Genomic DNA, 17,745 nt, shown 5'->3' with positions numbered 1-17,745 from the left:
AATCAGATCAAGGCAGTTCGCCCCGCTTGCGCTTGGCCGTGAAGTCGCGGGTTTCCTTGACGATCACGCCGGACAACAGGACAAGGGCAATCAGATTGGGCACTGCCATCAGACCGTTGAACGTATCGGCGGCGGCCCAGACCAGATCCAGGCTGGCAATCGTGCCGAGCATGACGCTGGCAACATAGATGATGCGATACGGCAGAACGAAGCGCTCACCCAGCAGATAGGCGGCGCATTTTTCCCCATAATAGCTCCATCCCAGGATCGTTGAATAGGCGAAGAACACTAGTCCGATCGTGACGATCCAGCCTCCGGGTCCGGGCAATAACTGATTGAATGTATTGGTCGTAAGGGCGGCGCCGGTTTCTCCATTGGTGTAGATGCCGCCCATGACCAGCACCAGCCCGGTGATACTGCATACAACAATGGTGTCAAGGAACGTGCCGGTCATTGACACCAGCGCCTGACGCACGGGATGATCGGTTTTGGCAGCGGCCGCGGCAATTGGTGCGCTGCCCATGCCTGCTTCATTTGAAAAGACACCGCGTGCCACACCGTACCGGATCACAGTGCCGATCGCGCCGCCGGCTACAGCCTGGCCACTGAAGGCATCTTCAAAAATAGTCGCAAATGCAGGGCCCAGCAGGTCCAGATGCATGAAAATAATGACCAGACCGCCGACAACATAGCAAACCGCCATAAAAGGGACGATGAATGAGGATGCGGTTGCAATACTTTTGATGCCGCCCAGAATAACCACCGCCGTAAAGATGGTGAGCACAATGCCGGTGATCATCGGGTCAATGTCAAAGCTTGCCTGAATAGAGTGGGCGACCGAATTGGATTGCACGGAGCTGCCGATGCCGAAAGAGGCCAGCGTGCCGAACAGGGCAAAAAGGACAGCCAGCCATTTCCACTTCAGGCCGCGTTCAATGTAATACATGGGGCCGCCGGACATTTCGCCGCGTTCATTGACAATACGATACTTGACGGCCAGTACGCCCTCGCCGAACTTGGTCGCCATGCCGAAGATCGCCGTAACCCACATCCAGAACACGGCGCCGGGTCCGCCGAGCACCACTGCTGTGGCGACGCCGGCAATATTACCGGTGCCGATGGTGGCCGACAGGGCGGTCATGAGCGCGCCGAAGTGAGAAATATCTCCCGGATCGTCACTGCCATCCGGATTTTTGCGATTGGGTGAAAATGCCTGCTTCAGGGCAAAGGGCAACATGGTAAATTGCAGAAAAGCCAGTCGCAGGGTCAGATAAATACCGGTGCCAACCAGAAACACCAACATCACCGGTCCCCAGACCCACCCTCCCAGGGTGTCGAAAATTGTTTTGAGTACGTCCATAAACTGCATCGTACTGACTCCTTCATTTTTAATTGATTGACGATCGAAGACGTCCTGCTTCCTTCGAAGGCTAAACAATACCCGATATCACCCCTTTTTGAAATTGATGTAAATTAATTGACGATTTTGTTTGTTATGTTATAACATAACTATTATTCACAAAACGCCGATCTGATGCCCCTTTACGCAGGGGCAGACCGGCTGGTTCGACTCAATATACAGGGAAGATGTACAGATGGTTTCCAAACAGTTTTTTATTTCAGGTGTCATTGGCGCTGCACTCCTGGGTGCCGTGGGTCATGCCGGCGCAGCCCCGTTGCATGTTGTTGCCAGTTTTTCCATTATTGAAGATCTGGTGCGTAATGTGGGGGCAGATCGCGTGACGGTCAAATCCATCGTGCCTGCCAATGGCGATGCGCATACTTATGAGCCCCGGCCTGCAGATGTGATTGCACTCAAGCGTGCCGATCTGGTGCTGGTCAATGGCTTGCAGTTCGACCCGTTCATGCAGCGGCTGGCAAAATCAAGCGATACCAAGGCGCCCCTGATTGAAGTGTCCAAAGGCATCAGACCGCTGAAAAATACCGAAGACGAACATGGGCATGGCGATGAACATCACGACCACGACCACGACCACGACCACGATCATGGGCACGATCATGATGAGCCTGAAGGACATCACGATCATCATCATGGCGAATATGATCCGCACGCGTGGCAATCGGTACCCAATGCCATTATCTATGTAAAAAACATCGCAGAGGCTCTGTGCGCGGCGGATAAGGACGGATGCGATACATACAAAACCAATGCCGGCGACTACACGACAAAACTCAAGGCGCTGGACACATCGGTTCGGGAGGCGATCGCAACCCTGCCGGCGGACAAGCGCACCATCATTACCTCGCACGATGCCTTCGGCTATCTGGGCGCCACTTATGGCCTGACGTTGCTCGCGCCCGAAGGCACATCATCCGAGTCCGAAGCCACGGCCGCCGATGTTGCCGCCATCATCCGGCAGGTGCGAAAAGATAAAAGTGCTGCCATATTCATGGAAAATATCAGTAACCCGGCCCTGATCAAGCAGATATCTGCCGAGTCAGGCGTATCGGTCGGCGGCAAGTTGTATTCGGATGCCTTGTCCGGTCCCGATGAACCCGCCTCCACTTACCTGGAGATGATGCAATACAACGTTGATACCATCACCAAAGCGATTCTGAAGAAATAAGCAGGCGGACCCGTGAGGCGACGATGCAACCGTATCTCAACGAAATGAGCGTGCTAGGCAATCTGGTGAGCGAGCCGCGACTTCGCTATTTTCCGGACGGTGGCGCCGTCTTGCGTATCACAATTGAAACCTGCGATGAAACGGGGTGGGAGTGTGATGGTGAAGATGTAACCTGCGTTGAATATCACGATGCCGTTTTGTATGGACTGCTGGCCGAGCGGATCGCCCGGTCTGCACGCGCAGGTGCGCGCTTGTGGATTTGTGGTCCGCTGCATCGGCGTTATTTTGCGGATGGCCTGACAGGCAAAAGCGGAATGATCTGCGAAATTGAAACCCGGCAGGCCAGCCTCATTGCATCCCGCATCGATAGCTGCCTGCCGTATTTAACAACTAGCGTTCGACCACGACCCGGTTCACATCGGGTTTGAAATCTTTTTCCTTGCGCCAGTAACGGGACAGAACAAAGCCGAGGGCACACAGCAGCAGGCTGAGCAACCCGAACCAGAACGCTTTTTTCTGTTCCGGCAAAAATGCCATGGCTCCCAGAATGCCCATCATGCCGGCGATCGCCAGATAACTCAGATAAGGGAAGCACCACATGCGCACCCGAATGCGTTCAGGGCAGTTCTGTTCCATTCTTTTACGCAGCCGGATATGTGATATTGCAATCAGAATATAGACCACCAGCGCGACCGTGCCGTAAGACTCCACAAGAAAAGGAAAGATGCCATCGGGTGAATAATATGAGACAACAATGGCTGCGTAACCGAACAGCGTGGAAAAAATAATCGCCCGTACAGGCACGCCGTTTTCTGAGACACGGGCCAGCGCCTGGGGTGCATCGGCGTTACGGGTTAAGGCGAATATCATGCGTGATGCGGCATACAGGCCGGAATTGAGGCACGACAGTACGGCCACCAGAATGACGGCATTCATGATATGCGGCGCGTATGGGATCTGCATGACCTGCAATGCACTGACGTACGGTGTGGCAATGGCCTCGGAATTCCAGGGCACCAGGCAGACCACGAAGAATACTGAACCAATATAGAAAAACAGGACTCTGCTGATCACGGAATTCGTGGCTTTCGCGACCGACTTGGCCGGATCGGCAGTCTCTGCGGCCGCAATGGTCACAATTTCTGCACCAAAATAAAAACCGGTGGCGGCAACGGCGCCTGAGAGTACCGGACCCCAGCCGTTGGGCATGAAGCCGCCGTGAGTCAGCATTTCGCCCAGCCCTGTGGCCTGATGATTAGGCCACATGCCCAGCAGGAACAGTCCGCTCAGAAACAGAAAAACGACAATGGCGGCCACTTTGATCGACGAAAACCAGAATTCGAATTCACCATAGGACTTCACCGAAAACAGGTTGGTAATCGTCAGCACAGCCATCAGGGTAAGACTGATTTCCCAGGAGGGAATGTTGGGCAGCCAGAACTGGATCAGCTTTGCCCCGGCAATTGCTTCGATAGCGACCACAATGACCCAGAAATACCAGTACATCCATCCGGTCATGAAACCCGCAAATTCGGCCTTGCCGGGATGCTCGCGGAACGCGCTGCGGGCGTATTCGTAGAACGAACCGACCACCGGCAGGGATGAGGCCATTTCACCGAGCATTCGCATGACCAGAATAATCAATATGCCGGTGATCAGAAAAGAAATCAGGGCGGCCGGGCCGGCATTTTTTACCACGACCGAACTGCCTACAAACAGCCCGGCGCCAATGACGCCGCCCAGTGCGATCATCGACATGTGCCGCGGTTTTAACGAATGCTGCAGCTGGTTTTGACCATCAATATTCATCTACGTGTCTCCTAAGTACGTCTTTTCGTGCTTTGGGAAACGAATTTACCGCTATTGCTTCTGTATAGACAGAGCCAGATACCGGCTATCGATGGGTCCATGCCGCGTCAGCGCTGGGGCGGCTGCGGGTATTCCCTGATGAAATCAATGGTCGGTCTGGTGAGCGATGATCGGTGGTTGCATTATGCGCAGATGACGCTTCACTGCTCATCGCGGTGATAGATGAATTTCGGCATATTCCACTGAAATCGCAGCGCCAGCATGCGCAGTGTCAAACCTGCCAGCAGCGAGACGCCCATGACCAGTTCATGGTTGTAGCCGGCCTGCAGCCCCGCGACATATAGAACGCCGGTGACAATAGAGACGCTGGCATACAGTTCGCTGCGAAAGAGCAGCGGGATATCATTGCATAAAATATCGCGCAGCACACCACCGACGCATCCGGTAATCATGCCTGAAATAATCACAATCAGCAGGGGCAGATCCAGCTCCAGCGCGACGTTGCAGCCGATAATCGTAAAGACCACCAGTCCCACCGCGTCCAGCAGCAGAAACAGCTTATGCAAATGGTGCATGATACGGGCCACAAAAATGGTGGCCAGTGCAGCGATAGTGGTAATGACCAGATAGTGGGGATGAGCGACCCAGGTAAGCGGGTGATGGTTGAGCAGAATATCCCGAACCGAGCCGCCGCCCAACGCAGTTATGCACCCCAGCAGACAGACGCCGACCCAGTCCATGCTGCGACGGCCAGCAGCCAGTGCGGCGGTCATGGACTCGGCAATGATCGCAATCACATAAAGAATAGACAATATAAGCATAGGATGGATATCGGACCGGGCAAGCCTGAGGCATTTTGAGGGCGTTGCCCGATTATATCCTTCGTAAACCGGATCACTGCACGATGTCACGAGCGCCCGGGAGATTGGCCTGCCTCATGAGACCGGCGTCGGTTCGTCCGATGGCGGCTGCGTGTGCGTGGTTCAGGCGGCCAGTGCTTCGTCTGCGGGACCGAAGAACTCATAATGGATGCGATCGGCGGGCACGCCCTTGGCAGCCAGGCCTGTGACAAATGCGCGCATAAACCCGCTAGGGCCACAAATGTAATAGTCTGCGTCCTGTACCGGTGTGTTCTGTTCGAGCCAGTCCAGCGAGACCATGCCGGAGACGTCATGATTCTGTCCGGGCTGATCAATCGCAGCGGGCTCGCTGTAGAACGTGGATACTCTGGAGTGGGGCAAGTGCGATGCCAGGGTTTGTACATGCGAACCCATGGCATGGGTCTGGCTGCTCATAGTGCTGTGCACATAATGCACCGGCAGGCCTGGATGCTGTTGCCGGATGGTTTCCAGCATACTGACCATGGGCGTGAGGCCGACGCCGCCTGACAGCAGAACGACAGGGCGTTCGGGGTTGTCTGAAAGATAGAAATCACCGGCCGGTGGGGTTATTTCAAGCGTGGTGCCGATCCGGACATGGTCGTGCATGAAGTGCGAGCCGCCCTGACTTTCCTGCGCGCGCCGGACCGAGATACGGTAATACTCGCCATTGGGCGCGCAGGAAATGGAATAGTTGCGTTTCATTCCCGCCTGACCGGCTGTATCGAAGCGCAAGGTAATGTACTGGCCCGGTTTGTGGTGCATAACCGGTTTGCCGTCAGCCGGGCGAAGAATGAACGAGGTAATGATGCTGCTTTCCCGGATGGTTTCGCTCACGACAAATGGACGCCAGCCTGTCCAGCCCCCTGGCGCCTGTGTAATGGCGTCGCGCAACGCGCCTTCGCGATTTTGCAATATGCCCGCGAGAAACCAGTAGGCTTCGCCCCAGGCATTAAGAATGTCTTCGGTGGCGGCCTCGCCCAGGACATCGCCGATCGCTCCCAGCAGGGCGGTGGCGACGTAGGGGTAATGTTCAGGCAGGATATGAAAGCCAACATGCTTTTGCGCAATGCGTTCTACCGCCGGTAACAGCGCACCCAGATTATCGATGTTGCTGGCGTAGGCCAGAATGGCGCCTGCCAGGGCGTTGATTTGTTTGCCATTGGCCTGGTTGGCATGGTTGAACAGGCTGCGGATATGTTCATCGCGGAACAGACGATCATACATTTTTGCGGTAATGGCCGAGCCATGCGTTTGCAGGGCAGGTACGGTCGCTTTAACGATGGCAACGGTTTCGGGACTCAGGGAGGTAACAACGGGTTGAGACAATTTGGGCTCCTGTCGGACTGTGATGCGAGATTGCGATTGTGGTATTACATTTATAATATTCATTTAAAATGCATGTTATTTCAAAATTTTATAATATGCAAGTGAAATGAATGTTATAGTTCGATTTTCGATACCACTCAAAAGGCCCGGGCAGGGGCTTGACATGAGACTTACCCAATATACAGATTACGCGCTCAGAGTCCTGATTTACCTGGGATCACGGGACGACGGGCTGACCTCCATCGCTGAAATCGCGCGCGCTTATGCGATTTCCCAGAATCACCTGATGAAAGTCGTTCAGCACCTTGGCCAACTGGGCTATATCGAGACCCTGCGCGGACGCAACGGCGGTATCCGGCTGGGGCGGCCGCCGGAACAGATCAGCATTGGCGAACTGGTGCGCCACACCGAAGGTGATATCGAACTGGTCGATTGCAGTTCCTGCGCCATTACCGGTCCCTGTGGTTTGCCATCTGTTTTTCGGGAAGCAACGCGCGCTTTTCTGGCTGTGCTGGACAAATATACCCTGCAGGACTTTCTGGGCTCGCGTGACGATTTACGCGTGCTTCTGAATCTGTCTCCATCGGAATATCCATTGACACAATACTCGCGACTTCGGCAATTGAGCTAGAATGATGCCCTGAATCCCGTTCCCGTGCATCCGTATGTCCTGCCACAGGAGAAGGGCCATAATCAAAAAAACTGGAGACGCAGAATGATAAACCGCCTGAAACCGTGGCTGCTGGCTTTTGGACTCTTGCCCGCAAGTATGACTGTAAACGCTCAGCCAATGCAATTTACCGAGCCGGTCACCCTGACCGTAGGCTACGTTCCCGGGGGTGCAAGTGACAACGCGGCCCGTATTGTCGCCAAGGCGCTGGCAAAGGAAATCGGCGTTCCTGTGGTCGTGGAAAACAAGCCTGGCGGCGGGGGGCGGATCGCTGCTGCTGAACTGAAAAACATAAAGAAAGGGCAGCATGTCCTGATGCTGGGCAATCCGGCTGTCACAGTTATTGCACCCATTGTCTTTTCCGATCTGAATTACGACCCTCAAAAGGACTTCAAGCCGGTTTCTCTGGTGACGGAATACAGCTTTGCGCTTGCCGTCCCCGCGTCAGGCGCGATCCATTCGATGGACGAGTTTGTGCACTGGGCCAAAACCAACCCGAAACAGCTCAATATTGGCGTGCCGGCAACAGGCAGCCTGCCGCATTTTTTCGGCCTCATGCTGGCCGACCGGCTTGAGCTGAAGCCGGAAATTGTCGGTTATAAAGGGTCAGCGCAATTGTTGACTGATCTGGCCGGCGGCAATATTCCAGTTGCCATCGACACGCTGGACACCTTCATTCCCATGGCCAGAAGCGGCAAAGTACGGGTGCTCGGTGTCTCCAGCGAGCAGCCCGATAGCAACCTGCCCGATGTCCCGCCGTTTCACAAAGCGGGAGTCGATATCAGGGCAACTGGCTGGAATGCCGTTTTTGCACCCGCTTCTATGAATGATGAGACGGTGACGTATTTGGGAGAAGCGATCAGCAAAGCGCTGGGGGACCCCACGGTTCAGAAAGAGATCCGTTCGGTCAATCTGATTCCAGTCCAGGCCAACGCAGCGCAAACACGCGAAGCGATAGAACAATTCAGAAAGCAGTGGGAACCCGTGGTTCGCGAGTCAGGCTTCAAGGTAGGTAAATAAGATATAACATGGCCAATATCAAAAATGTGCTTTTCATCATGGCAGATCAGCTGCGCGCGGATCACCTGAGCTGCTATGGTCATCCGCATTTGCAGACGACCCATATGGACCGGCTGGCCTCACGCGGCGTTCTGTTCGAGCAGGCGTTTGTCAACTCCGGGGTATGCGGTCCATCACGAATGAGTTATTACACCGGCCGCTATCCGTCCACGCATGGAGCGACATGGAATCGTGTACCTCTGTCCATCAGCGAAGTCACCCTGGGCGAATATCTGAAGTCGCGTGATCTTGATCTGGTGCTGGCCGGGAAAACGCACGTGATGCCCGATAAACAGGGACTGGAGCGTTTGCAGATCGACGGGCAGACCGAACTGGGTACTTTGCTCAGGCAGGGGGGCTTCGAACAGATTGACCGCTATGACGGCCATCATGAGCCTGGCGTGGAAAGCGGCTACCCGGCCTTTCTGAGAGCGCACGGTTATGATTCTCCCGATCCCTGGACTGATTTTGTGATCGCTGTCCAGGACGAACAGGGGCAGGTCAGAAGCGGCTGGCATATGCGTAATGTCAACTATCCGTCCCGGGTAAAAGAAGAACATTCCGAAACCGCCTATATGACCGATTGCGCCATGGATTATATGAAATCGGCGGGCGACAAACCCTGGGTCATGCATCTGAGTTATGTGAAGCCGCATTGGCCTTATGTGGCGCCTGCGCCTTATCATGCCATGTACACGCCAGAACAATGCCTGCCTGTCCGTCGTACCGCCCAGGAAAAAGAACATGCGCACCCGGTGCTCAACGCCTATCGCATGCAGGAGGAAAGCGTCAGTTTTTCAGACGAGGAGTGCGTGAACCGCGTGCGGCCGGCTTACCAGGGGTTGATCAAACAACTGGATGACCATCTGGGCAGGCTTTTTGGCTACATGGAGTCAACTGGCCTGATGGACAATACACTTGTCATTATTACGGCGGACCACGGCGATTTGCTTGGCGATCACTGGCTTGGGGAAAAAGAGCTGTTTTACGATGTTGTGCAACGGGTTCCGCTGATTATTTATGATCCATCCGAAAAGGCAAATGCAACGCGCGGCAGGCGTGAGTCACGCTTGGTGGAAAGTGTAGACATCGTGCCCACCATTCTTTCTGCCCTGAATATGGACATACCTGCTCATCGGATCGAGGGGCGCGCGCTTCAGCCGCTTCTTCATGGTGAATCGGTTCAATGGCGTGATTGCGTGTTCTCAGAGCTGGATTACAGCTATCGGGAAGCCCGGTTGTTGCTTGGTAAAGAAACGGATGAGTGCCGGGCGTGGTCAGTGCGTACCGATCGCTGGCGCTACGTTTACTGGAGCGCTGAGAGAGCCCAACTGTTTGACTTGCAGAATGATCCGGACGAGTTTCATGATTTGGGTGAGCATCCCGACTACGAGGCGGTCAGACTCCAGATGAAACTGCGCCTGCTGGACTGGTTTGCCGGGCTGAAACGCCGCATCACAGTGACCGAAGAGGAAGTGGCCACGCAAACGCATAAATACAAACAGGCCGGCGTGTTCTACGGGCAATGGTGATCAGGGCGGTGTCGGGAAAAGTTAACTGGCTGTCGCAGGGCGCGGACGCACGTGTTGTTGCAACGTCTTGCGATAGACGTGCTCGGTCGCGCTGACGAATTGCTGGTGACCGAAACGCAGTTCGCTTTTCCTGCGGGCGGCATTCCCCATTTCGTTGATGTCATAACGGCCTTGCAGAATTTCCTGCAATAGTGAGGCCAGCGCCTGGGGGTTGCGCGGCGGAATGATCCAGCCATCCGCATGGTTGTCGATATTTTCAGGTAAACCGCCGTGGCGCGTCACGATGACCGGTTTTTCCATGGCCATCATTTCGCGGCACGCAAACGAGATCGTTTCCACCCGATAGGAAAGCACAAAGCCGACATCGATCGCACCGATAAACGGCCGTACATCTTCAAGATCGCCGACGAAACTGATATGTTCCTTCATGCCCAGTTGCCCGATTTCGTCCAGCAACTGCTGGTCCGGCCGCGGTCCGGCGAGGGCAATATGCAGTCGCTCGATCTGGCGACGATCCAGTTGGGCCAGCGCACGTACCATGTCTATCCAGCCCTTGTACTCTGTCGTTCCCGCATTGCTGCCTAACAGGATGCGAGTGTCGTCGGCGCTGCCCAGAATAGATTGTCTCATTTGACGGATATCGCCCGCATTCGCCTTGCTGAAATGCGTGGTATCGATACCGTTGAGTACGGTGGTAATGCCGCTTTGATCGTAAGGTCCGCCCGCAAGCCGGTCTGCGACAAAATCACAAACGGCAATGCAATGGTCGGTTCCGAAGCGGGCACGCAGGCGTGACCCCAGCGAGCGGGTCGCATGGTCGTTGTGCTTGGTAAAGATAATGGCCGGTTTGTGGTGCATGCCCAGCAAGGCAAGCATAACCAGGCGATGATCCGCCGTGCCATTGACATGGACGATATCGTACCGGTTCTCCCGCAGTATCGCGCGCAAATGGGCTGCGGCGGCTGGCAATTGTTGCAGTTTGCTCGGATAGGGTTGAGCAAACGCCTGCACGCCCGGCGTATTCGAGGCAATGCGGTAAAGCGCACTTTCCTGGGGAACGGCCACGGCAATATCATGGTCCTGATTCAGGCCGTCAATGAGTCGGCTGATATAGGATGTATGTCCCCCGATGCCGGGGCTGGTATGAAAGTTGGTATACAGTATCTTCATTGAGATTGAAATTCCTGTTCAATCTGACCGGATCGGCTCCCTGTTCATAAGGAAGCAGACGAACATCTGCGATCAGTAGCAGAATGATTGATGCATGGCACAAAGCATACTGGTGTCTGACCAGTGACGGACGGGTGCGTAACAGATAGAAAGACGCGTGATGTAATAGACGACCGCAGATCTGTAAGCAAATTTGCGGTCTGTGTCATTTGTATCGCGATGCACCAAAAACAGGCGCATTTCGGGCGTAGGCGTGCAATATTTAAGGTAAATGTCAGAAAGCACGGGGCCGAGCGGCAGAGAGATCAGGGTAGCGTTGGTGGCGGCCTGCTTGCATGAAACCGGAATAACGCACGCGGATTAACGCGCGTGGTCCGGGGCAACTTCGGAAACGGGAGTCAGCGTGGCAGGGGAAGCTATACCGGTTCGCAGGGCGCTTTGCGCAGCCTCGCGTGCGGCGATCAAAATGAAATCGGAACGGGTCATGCCGCGCACGAGCGCTGCACGATCAATCAGCATCACATCGTCCTCTTTGATTCGCAGATGACACGCGTCCCGTCTGCGGTTGGTCGTTTCGGTGTTCATGATGGCTCCAGTCGTCGCAGGGCGAACGATTTGATTAACTGTATTGTAGAGGCGATATCTTTCAGGAATTTGACGACATCTGCCGTCGACGCCGTCATCTATTTCGCAGGAAATGTCAATTGCAATGATAAGATGGCAGAACCCTTCGCATGGAGAACGTGATGAATATTCTGATGATACTCACCTCGCACGACAAACTTGGTTCAACCGGGAAACCAACGGGGTTCTGGCTCGAGGAGTTTGCCGCGCCGTATTACGCGTTCCTTGACGCGGGCGCACGGGTAACGCTGGCTTCGCCGCTGGGAGGACAGCCGCCGCTTGATCCGAAAAGCGATGCGCCCGATGCACAGACCCGGGCCACCCGACGCTTCAAAAACGACGCGCACGCACAGGCGGCGCTGGCGGCAACGACGCGACTGGCCGAGATCAAGGCCGACGGCTTTGACGCCGTGTTTTTCCCCGGTGGTCATGGGCCGCTTTGGGATCTGGCCGAAAACGGTTATGTCATGGGATTGATTGGTGATTTTCATGACAGTGGCAAGCCCGTCTCTGCTGTCTGTCATGCACCCGCCGTCTTTCGGCATGTGAAAGGGCCGGATGGAACATTTCTGGTCAACGGTCGAAACGTGACTGGCTTCAGTAACGCGGAAGAACACGCGGTAGGGCTGACGGGGGTGGTGCCGTTTCTTGTAGAGGATATGCTCAAGGATCATGGCGCGCGCTACACCAGCGCCCACGACTGGCAGCCACATGTGGTGGTGGACGGCAGGCTTGTGACCGGACAGAATCCGGCCTCTTCAGTGGGCGTGGCCGAAGCAGTCATTACCCTGTTGCGTGATCGGCGGGGGTAGCGACAGCGCAGTTTTTTGTCCGGCAGGTTTTTTTTACACCTCGGATGAGAATCTGGGATGATGTCTTCTGTCAACATCGGTAAACTGTTGGAAAAATATTTTACTGACAGTGAGTTCATTTCAGGAGGAGAAGACATGAAACTGAGACCCCGTGCGCTACCCATGACAGCGTGGCAACTGGCCACTGGCACGATACTGGCTTTTGCTACAGGCGCCGCGCTGGCCGCGCCTGTAGCAAAGGTGCATGATCTGGCCAAAAGCGAGCAGCAAGCGTATCTGGATACCCTGCGAGACCTGGTGCATATTGAATCGGGCAGCAAAGATATCGAAGGCGTGACGAAAATTGCCCAGTTTGCAGCCGACAGGCTCAAGCAACTGGGCGCGGAAACGGAAATCATCGAACCCAAAGACGTTTATCGCATGGACGATACGCCCGAAAAAACGGGACCTGTGGTGCATGCAACCATCAAGGGTTCGGGCAAGTCAAAGATCATGATGATTGCCCATCTGGATACCGTCTATCAGAAAGGGGACTTGAAAGATCAGCCTTTCCGGGTAGATGGTGATAAGGCATATGGTCTGGGTATTGCAGATGACAAACAGGGTGTGGCGGCGATTTTGCATGTGGTGCAATTGCTCAAGAAAATGGACTACCGCCAATTTGGCACGGTGACTGTCGTTTTCAATTCCGATGAGGAAATCAGTTCGCCAGGTGCTCGCGCGCTGATCACTCAATTTGCCGAAGACCAGGATGCCGTTTTTTCTTTTGAGGGCGGTGGCAAGGATGGGGGCGTGCGGCTGGCTACCAGCGGTATTGGCGCCGCGTATTTGAAAGTGCACGGCAAATCTTCTCATGCGGGAGCCAGACCGGAGGGCGGCGTCAATTCATTGTATGAACTGGCGCATCAGGTATTGCAAATGAAAGACTTGTCAAAGCCCGATGAAGGCCTTAAATTGAATTGGACGCTGGCCAAAGTCGGTACGGTACGCAATATGATCCCGCCTGAAGCCACGGCCCAGGCCGATGCGCGTGCCTTGAAAGTGCAGGATTTTGATGCACTGGAAAAAACCATGCAGGAAAAAATCAAAAACAAACTCTTGCCTGACAGTAAAGTCGAACTTAAATTCGAAGTGCGCCGTCCGCCGCTGGAAGCCAGCGAGATTGGCCGCAAGTTGGCCGCGCATGCCCAAAGCATCTACAAGGATGAACTTGATATGGACATGAGTGTGGCTGACAAGGCCACGGGGGGCGGCACCGATGCGGCCTTTGCTGCAGTCAAAAGCCGCGGAGGTGTGGTTGAGGGCTTTGGCTTGAGCGGGTTTGGCGCCCACTCGAACAATGCCGAGTACGTGCAAATTCCGACAATCGTGCCGCGTCTTTATCTGGCAACCCGCATGATCATGGATTTATCGGAAGGAAAACTGGCGCCTTAACGGTCACCATGGCAGCCGCGCGGAAAGAGCAGGAGGTGCTTCTGTTTATCTTTCTGGCCGTTTTCTGCGATGAGGTGTTATTCAGGCCATGCACTTTGAGCATGGCCTGAAAGTATTTCGAGCACGCCATGTCAGGCTGCCGCGTGCTGGTGCTCCAGTTCAAGCAGTGTCTGCTTTGCGTGCAGACCACCGGCAAAGCCTGTCAGCTTGCCCGTACTGCCGAGGACTCGATGGCAGGGGGTAATGATGGAAATGGGATTGCGCCCCACGGCCGCGCCAACCGCGCGGGACGCGGCAGGATTGCCCAGTTCTTCGGCAATCTGGCCGTAACTGCATGTCTGACCAAAGGGGATGTCCAGCAATCGTGCCCACACTTTCTTCTGGAATGGCGTACCGTCCATATTCAAGGTCAGGTCAAAACGATTCCGCTTGCCGGCAAAATATTCGTTGAGCTGTTGCTGCGTTTTTTGCAGTACCGGGTGAGTATCCTCACGCTGCATGGTGCCGAGTCTGACACGGCCTGGCCGGTCGTTTTCCCACAAAATGGCGGCCAGTGCGTTGTTTCTGGCGACGAGAGTGAGCTCCCCCACAGGAGAGGGGATAATGGTGTATGAATAGGTCATTCTGAATTCTCCCAATATATTGGCGTGAGATCGCAGGTCTCGTTGTGACAAGGTCAATATCGATTATCTGATGTTTCACATCCGTTTCCTGATACAAACGGCTGATGTGAATATACTGCGATTCCAAATGGGTGGCACCCCGTTCCTTGCGCTTGAATGCGATGGGAGTAGCACGGCTGGTTTTTCGTGTCAGTATTGTAGGTACAACGAGGATCAGGACAATAGTCGAGTTTTAATGATGCCCAGGTTTTTGAGCCGGGTAATGGCTTTCTTATCAAAAGAAGTGAATACCTCGCCGCCTAGAGAATGACCATTATAGGCAATGACGCCGCCCGCAAAATCTCCGCCAGTTTGTAGCATTTGTAATCCCGCATCGACGGCGGGGCGGTCTACTTTGACCGTTTCCGCTCCAATCAGGAGTTTGAGTGCGTTGGCGATATCAATATTGTTCATCTTGTAGCCGCGAGACAGCGTCCATACGGTTTCACACAATACGGGTAACGGTATGACAATCCGAGTTGCCGTCTGCATCGCTTTGCGAGCGACTGCACCCTGATTCTCGTCATCATCTAGCAGATAACGCAGCACGACGTTTGTATCGACAGTCAATTTCATTTTTCACCTGCCCAGCCCTGACGGGAGAGGAGGTCGATCTCTTCGAGCGTCAGGCTCACGCTCTGCTTGTTTTTACTTTTCAAAATTCCAAAAGCGTCAGCAATATTATTGCTGGTTTCCGCTGCCTGGATGACTGCGCGGCCGTCGGGAAGCGTATCAACGTTGATTTTCTGCCCGGGTTCTACGCCCAGATGCTTCAACAACGCCTGCTTCAGAGTGACTTGTCCTTTTGCAGTAATGGTTAAAGTCGTCACGGCTATATCTCCTTCTGAAGTCTCAAATAGTAAGGCAGATAAGCCTTACTGTGAAGTACGCTGATACCCATTACTGTAGTTCAGATTCCATGTTCAGATGACGGCAATATGCCATTATTATCCAATCGTAATACCGTCCAATCGCCGGCTATAGAGCCCCTGTATACATCGAGTCGTGTTTTCACCCAAGACGGCACCGTACATATGTGATCTGCAAAACCAATTGGCGTAGTCGGTGCGTTATACTTTGAGCATGAATCATCGGCAGTTTTGATCAAAAGTGAAGTGCACGGAACACATGGAGCATACGGGATGACGCAGAATAATCAAAAGACGAGAGCGCAACCTTCAGGCGTTGCGTCCGACAGCGACGAGGCGCTGAGCTATCAAAGCGGCTTTGGCAACGAATACGCCAGCCAGGCCATCGATGGCGCGTTACCGGTGGGGCGAAACAATCCGCAACACGGCCCTCATGGCCTGTATACCGAGCTGATTTCGGGAACGGCATTCACGGCACCGCGGCATGAAAACCGTCGTACCTGGATGTATCGCCGGCAACCGTCCGTAGTGGCCGGCCGCTATGAGGGTTATGAACACGCTTTCTGGCAGTCGGGAGCGGACCCGTCAGTGGCGTTGCCGCCCGAGCCGCTTCGCTGGTCCCCCTGGGTGAATGACCATCCACAGGCCGATTTTATTGATGGTATGCGTACGGTTGCCGCCAATGGCAGCGTCGATACACAAAGCGGCCTTGCCATCCACATCTATATTCTCGATCGTTCAATGAACCGCCGTGCCTTTGTGAATGCGGATGGTGAAATGCTGATTGTGCCGCAGCTGGGGGCGTTGAGAATCACAACCGAAATGGGCGTGCTGAAGGTCGAGCCGAGGGAAATTGTCATTATTCCTCGTGGCGTGGCGTTCAAAATCGACTCATTGTCTGATGCCGGGGAACCAGCCCGAGGCTACGTCTGTGAGAACTACGGTGCACACTTTCGATTGCCGGAGCTCGGCCCCATCGGCTCCAATGGGCTGGCCAATGCCCGGGATTTCCTGGCGCCGGTGGCGGCCTATGAGGAAACGGATGGAGAGTACGAACTGATCCGCAAGTTTGGCGGACGCTTCTGGCGCGTACCGTTACACAGTTCTCCCTTTAATGTCGTTGCCTGGCACGGCAATCTGAGTCCGGTAAAATATGACACGGCGCATTTTATGACGATTGGGTCCATCAGCTACGATCATCCCGATCCGTCCATCTTTACCGTGTTGACATCACCGAGCGACACCCCCGGCACAGCCAATTGTGATTTTGTGATTTTCCCGCCGCGCTGGCTGGTGATGGAAGACACCTTCCGTCCGCCGTGGTTTCATCGCAATTTTATGAGCGAATTTATGGGCCTGGTGTATGGCCAGTACGATGCCAAGCCCGGTGGTTTTAAGCCGGGCGGAGCCAGTTTGCATAATTGCATGGTGCCGCACGGTCCGGACGAGTCGTCCTACGACAAGGCAACGAACGCGCAGTTGCAGCCGCAAAAACTGGATAACACACTCGCATTCATGTTCGAGAGCCGTTACCGGTTTGTGCCGACGCAGTTTGCAATGCAGGGACCCGAACTTGAAAAAAATTACATTGACTGCTGGATGGGCCTGAAAGACCAGTTCAAGCCTTGAGCGGATGGAAGGTTGTTGTTTTTACTCCAGGCGTTCTCACTGCTGTAGTCAATTCATGCTAATTTAATGACAGCTTCACTGCGGTAATTTCTATTTCTCAAGGAGACAGGCCATGGCTAAAAGCACGCAAGACAACACAAACACAGAGGGGCATAACCCCTTTACGGAGCTGAGCAAAATGTACGAGCAGTTCCAGGTTCCCGGACTGGACCTGGCTGCGATGGCCGATGCGCGCCGAAAAGACGTGGAAGCGCTGGTGCAGGCCAACAAGGCAGTGTATGACGGCATGCAGGCACTGGCGAACAAACAGACGGAGATGTTCCGGCAGGCCATGACGGACATTCAGGGAGCAGTAGGCACTGCCGGTACCAATCCGGCTGCACAAACTGAACTGGCCCGCAAAGCCTACGAAAAGGCTCTGGCCGATATGAAGGAGTTGGCCGACATTGCGCGACAATCCCAATCTGAAGCGATGGCCAGCATCAGTGAGCGCGCGGCACAACATATGCAGGAAATCCGGGATATGGTGCAGAAAAAATCAGGATAAGTCCGGTTGTCGCTCGAATTCAGGCAGCCGCAAGCGCCGCCTGAATTCAATATATAGCTCCCCGGTCAAAGCCTGGCAATTAACCTCATTCAATACGCCCGTGTCACCGGGCCGTTTCTCCTCAGTCGGTGAA

At 54.5% G+C, this 17,745-nt stretch carries 18 protein-coding genes; 9 read left to right on the top strand and 9 right to left on the bottom strand.

Annotated features, from left to right (window positions below):
• Nucleotides 1-7 precede the first annotated feature (7 nt).
• The gene (locus tag W822_RS27285; RefSeq protein WP_031242092.1) at nucleotides 8-1,369 is read right to left on the bottom strand and encodes an alanine/glycine:cation symporter family protein; all 1,362 of its coding nucleotides are present in this window, start codon (nucleotides 1,367-1,369) and stop codon (nucleotides 8-10) included.
• A 226-nt stretch (nucleotides 1,370-1,595) separates the two neighbouring features.
• Between W822_RS27285 and W822_RS27280 the strand changes: the two genes are divergently transcribed.
• Together W822_RS27280 and W822_RS0123165 are read left to right on the top strand one after the other, a co-directional pair.
• Nucleotides 1,596-2,588, top strand: coding sequence for a metal ABC transporter solute-binding protein, Zn/Mn family (locus W822_RS27280; RefSeq protein WP_024003708.1), 993 nt, complete (start codon nucleotides 1,596-1,598; stop codon nucleotides 2,586-2,588).
• Nucleotides 2,589-2,611: 23 nt separating this feature from the next.
• Nucleotides 2,612-3,016 (top strand): single-stranded DNA-binding protein, encoded by a 405-nt coding sequence (locus W822_RS0123165; protein WP_024003707.1) that lies wholly within the window; start codon nucleotides 2,612-2,614, stop codon nucleotides 3,014-3,016.
• Here the strand turns inward: W822_RS0123165 and W822_RS27275 are convergent.
• From W822_RS27275 to hmpA, 3 genes are all read right to left on the bottom strand, one after another.
• Complete coding sequence (locus tag W822_RS27275; RefSeq protein ID WP_024003706.1) at nucleotides 2,979-4,397, bottom strand: amino acid permease; 1,419 nt, start codon at nucleotides 4,395-4,397, stop codon at nucleotides 2,979-2,981. The genes W822_RS0123165 and W822_RS27275 overlap by 38 nt on opposite strands.
• A 200-nt stretch (nucleotides 4,398-4,597) precedes the next feature.
• Nucleotides 4,598-5,218, bottom strand: a complete 621-nt coding sequence (locus tag W822_RS27270; protein ID WP_024003705.1) for a trimeric intracellular cation channel family protein — start codon at nucleotides 5,216-5,218, stop codon at nucleotides 4,598-4,600.
• A 162-nt stretch (nucleotides 5,219-5,380) separates the two neighbouring features.
• The gene (hmpA, locus tag W822_RS27265; RefSeq protein WP_024003704.1) at nucleotides 5,381-6,604 is read right to left on the bottom strand and encodes an NO-inducible flavohemoprotein; all 1,224 of its coding nucleotides are present in this window, start codon (nucleotides 6,602-6,604) and stop codon (nucleotides 5,381-5,383) included.
• Nucleotides 6,605-6,767: 163 nt separating this feature from the next.
• Here hmpA and W822_RS27260 point away from each other — a divergent pair, with 163 nt between their 5' ends.
• From W822_RS27260 to W822_RS27250, 3 genes are all read left to right on the top strand, one after another.
• The gene (locus W822_RS27260) at nucleotides 6,768-7,235 is read left to right on the top strand and encodes an Rrf2 family transcriptional regulator (protein WP_024003703.1); all 468 of its coding nucleotides are present in this window, start codon (nucleotides 6,768-6,770) and stop codon (nucleotides 7,233-7,235) included.
• 84 nt (nucleotides 7,236-7,319) lie between these two features.
• Nucleotides 7,320-8,294 (top strand): Bug family tripartite tricarboxylate transporter substrate binding protein, encoded by a 975-nt coding sequence (locus tag W822_RS27255; protein ID WP_024003702.1) that lies wholly within the window; start codon nucleotides 7,320-7,322, stop codon nucleotides 8,292-8,294.
• Between the two features lie 8 nt (nucleotides 8,295-8,302).
• A complete protein-coding gene (locus W822_RS27250) occupies nucleotides 8,303-9,865 on the top strand; it encodes an alkaline phosphatase family protein (RefSeq protein ID WP_024003701.1) in 1,563 nt (520 codons plus the stop codon).
• Nucleotides 9,866-9,886: 21 nt separating this feature from the next.
• On the opposite strand, the gene W822_RS27245 is transcribed toward W822_RS27250, so the two are convergent.
• Nucleotides 9,887-11,035, bottom strand: a complete 1,149-nt coding sequence (locus W822_RS27245) for a glycosyltransferase family 4 protein (protein WP_024003700.1) — start codon at nucleotides 11,033-11,035, stop codon at nucleotides 9,887-9,889.
• 360 nt (nucleotides 11,036-11,395) lie between these two features.
• Complete coding sequence (locus W822_RS27240; RefSeq protein WP_024003699.1) at nucleotides 11,396-11,620, bottom strand: type II toxin -antitoxin system TacA 1-like antitoxin; 225 nt, start codon at nucleotides 11,618-11,620, stop codon at nucleotides 11,396-11,398.
• A gap of 161 nt (nucleotides 11,621-11,781) precedes the next feature.
• On the opposite strand from W822_RS27240, the gene W822_RS27235 reads away from it, so the two are divergent.
• Nucleotides 11,782-12,471, top strand: a complete 690-nt coding sequence (locus tag W822_RS27235) for a type 1 glutamine amidotransferase domain-containing protein (RefSeq protein ID WP_024003698.1) — start codon at nucleotides 11,782-11,784, stop codon at nucleotides 12,469-12,471.
• Nucleotides 12,472-12,606: 135 nt separating this feature from the next.
• Nucleotides 12,607-13,905, top strand: a complete 1,299-nt coding sequence (locus tag W822_RS27230) for a M20/M25/M40 family metallo-hydrolase (RefSeq protein ID WP_024003697.1) — start codon at nucleotides 12,607-12,609, stop codon at nucleotides 13,903-13,905.
• A 131-nt stretch (nucleotides 13,906-14,036) separates the two neighbouring features.
• On the opposite strand, the gene W822_RS27225 is transcribed toward W822_RS27230, so the two are convergent.
• The 3 genes from W822_RS27225 to W822_RS27215 all read right to left on the bottom strand — a co-directional run bounded on the left by W822_RS27225 (nucleotide 14,037) and on the right by W822_RS27215 (nucleotide 15,397).
• Entirely contained in the window at nucleotides 14,037-14,528 is a 492-nt protein-coding gene (locus tag W822_RS27225; RefSeq protein WP_024003695.1) for a methylated-DNA--[protein]-cysteine S-methyltransferase, read from the bottom strand.
• A gap of 213 nt (nucleotides 14,529-14,741) precedes the next feature.
• Complete coding sequence (locus W822_RS27220; RefSeq protein WP_024003694.1) at nucleotides 14,742-15,143, bottom strand: type II toxin-antitoxin system VapC family toxin; 402 nt, start codon at nucleotides 15,141-15,143, stop codon at nucleotides 14,742-14,744.
• A complete protein-coding gene (locus W822_RS27215; RefSeq protein WP_024003693.1) occupies nucleotides 15,140-15,397 on the bottom strand; it encodes an AbrB/MazE/SpoVT family DNA-binding domain-containing protein in 258 nt (85 codons plus the stop codon). Before W822_RS27215 ends, W822_RS27220 begins: the two co-directional genes overlap by 4 nt.
• Before the next feature lie 312 nt (nucleotides 15,398-15,709).
• Here W822_RS27215 and hmgA point away from each other — a divergent pair, with 312 nt between their 5' ends.
• Together hmgA and W822_RS27205 are read left to right on the top strand one after the other, a co-directional pair.
• Nucleotides 15,710-17,065 carry a homogentisate 1,2-dioxygenase gene (gene hmgA, locus W822_RS27210; RefSeq protein ID WP_024003692.1) on the top strand — a complete coding sequence of 452 codons (1,356 nt, stop codon included), beginning with the start codon at nucleotides 15,710-15,712 and terminating at the stop codon, nucleotides 17,063-17,065.
• Between the two features lie 112 nt (nucleotides 17,066-17,177).
• On the top strand, nucleotides 17,178-17,612 hold the full coding sequence (locus W822_RS27205; protein ID WP_024003691.1) for a phasin family protein: 435 nt from the start codon (nucleotides 17,178-17,180) through the stop codon (nucleotides 17,610-17,612).
• Nucleotides 17,613-17,745 lie beyond the last annotated feature (133 nt).

Source organism: Advenella kashmirensis W13003 (assembly GCF_000506985.1).
Lineage (GTDB): Bacteria > Pseudomonadota > Gammaproteobacteria > Burkholderiales > Burkholderiaceae_B > Advenella > Advenella kashmirensis_A.
Note: the sequence above shows the minus strand (reverse complement) of the source record. Positions and strands in the feature narration are given on the sequence as shown.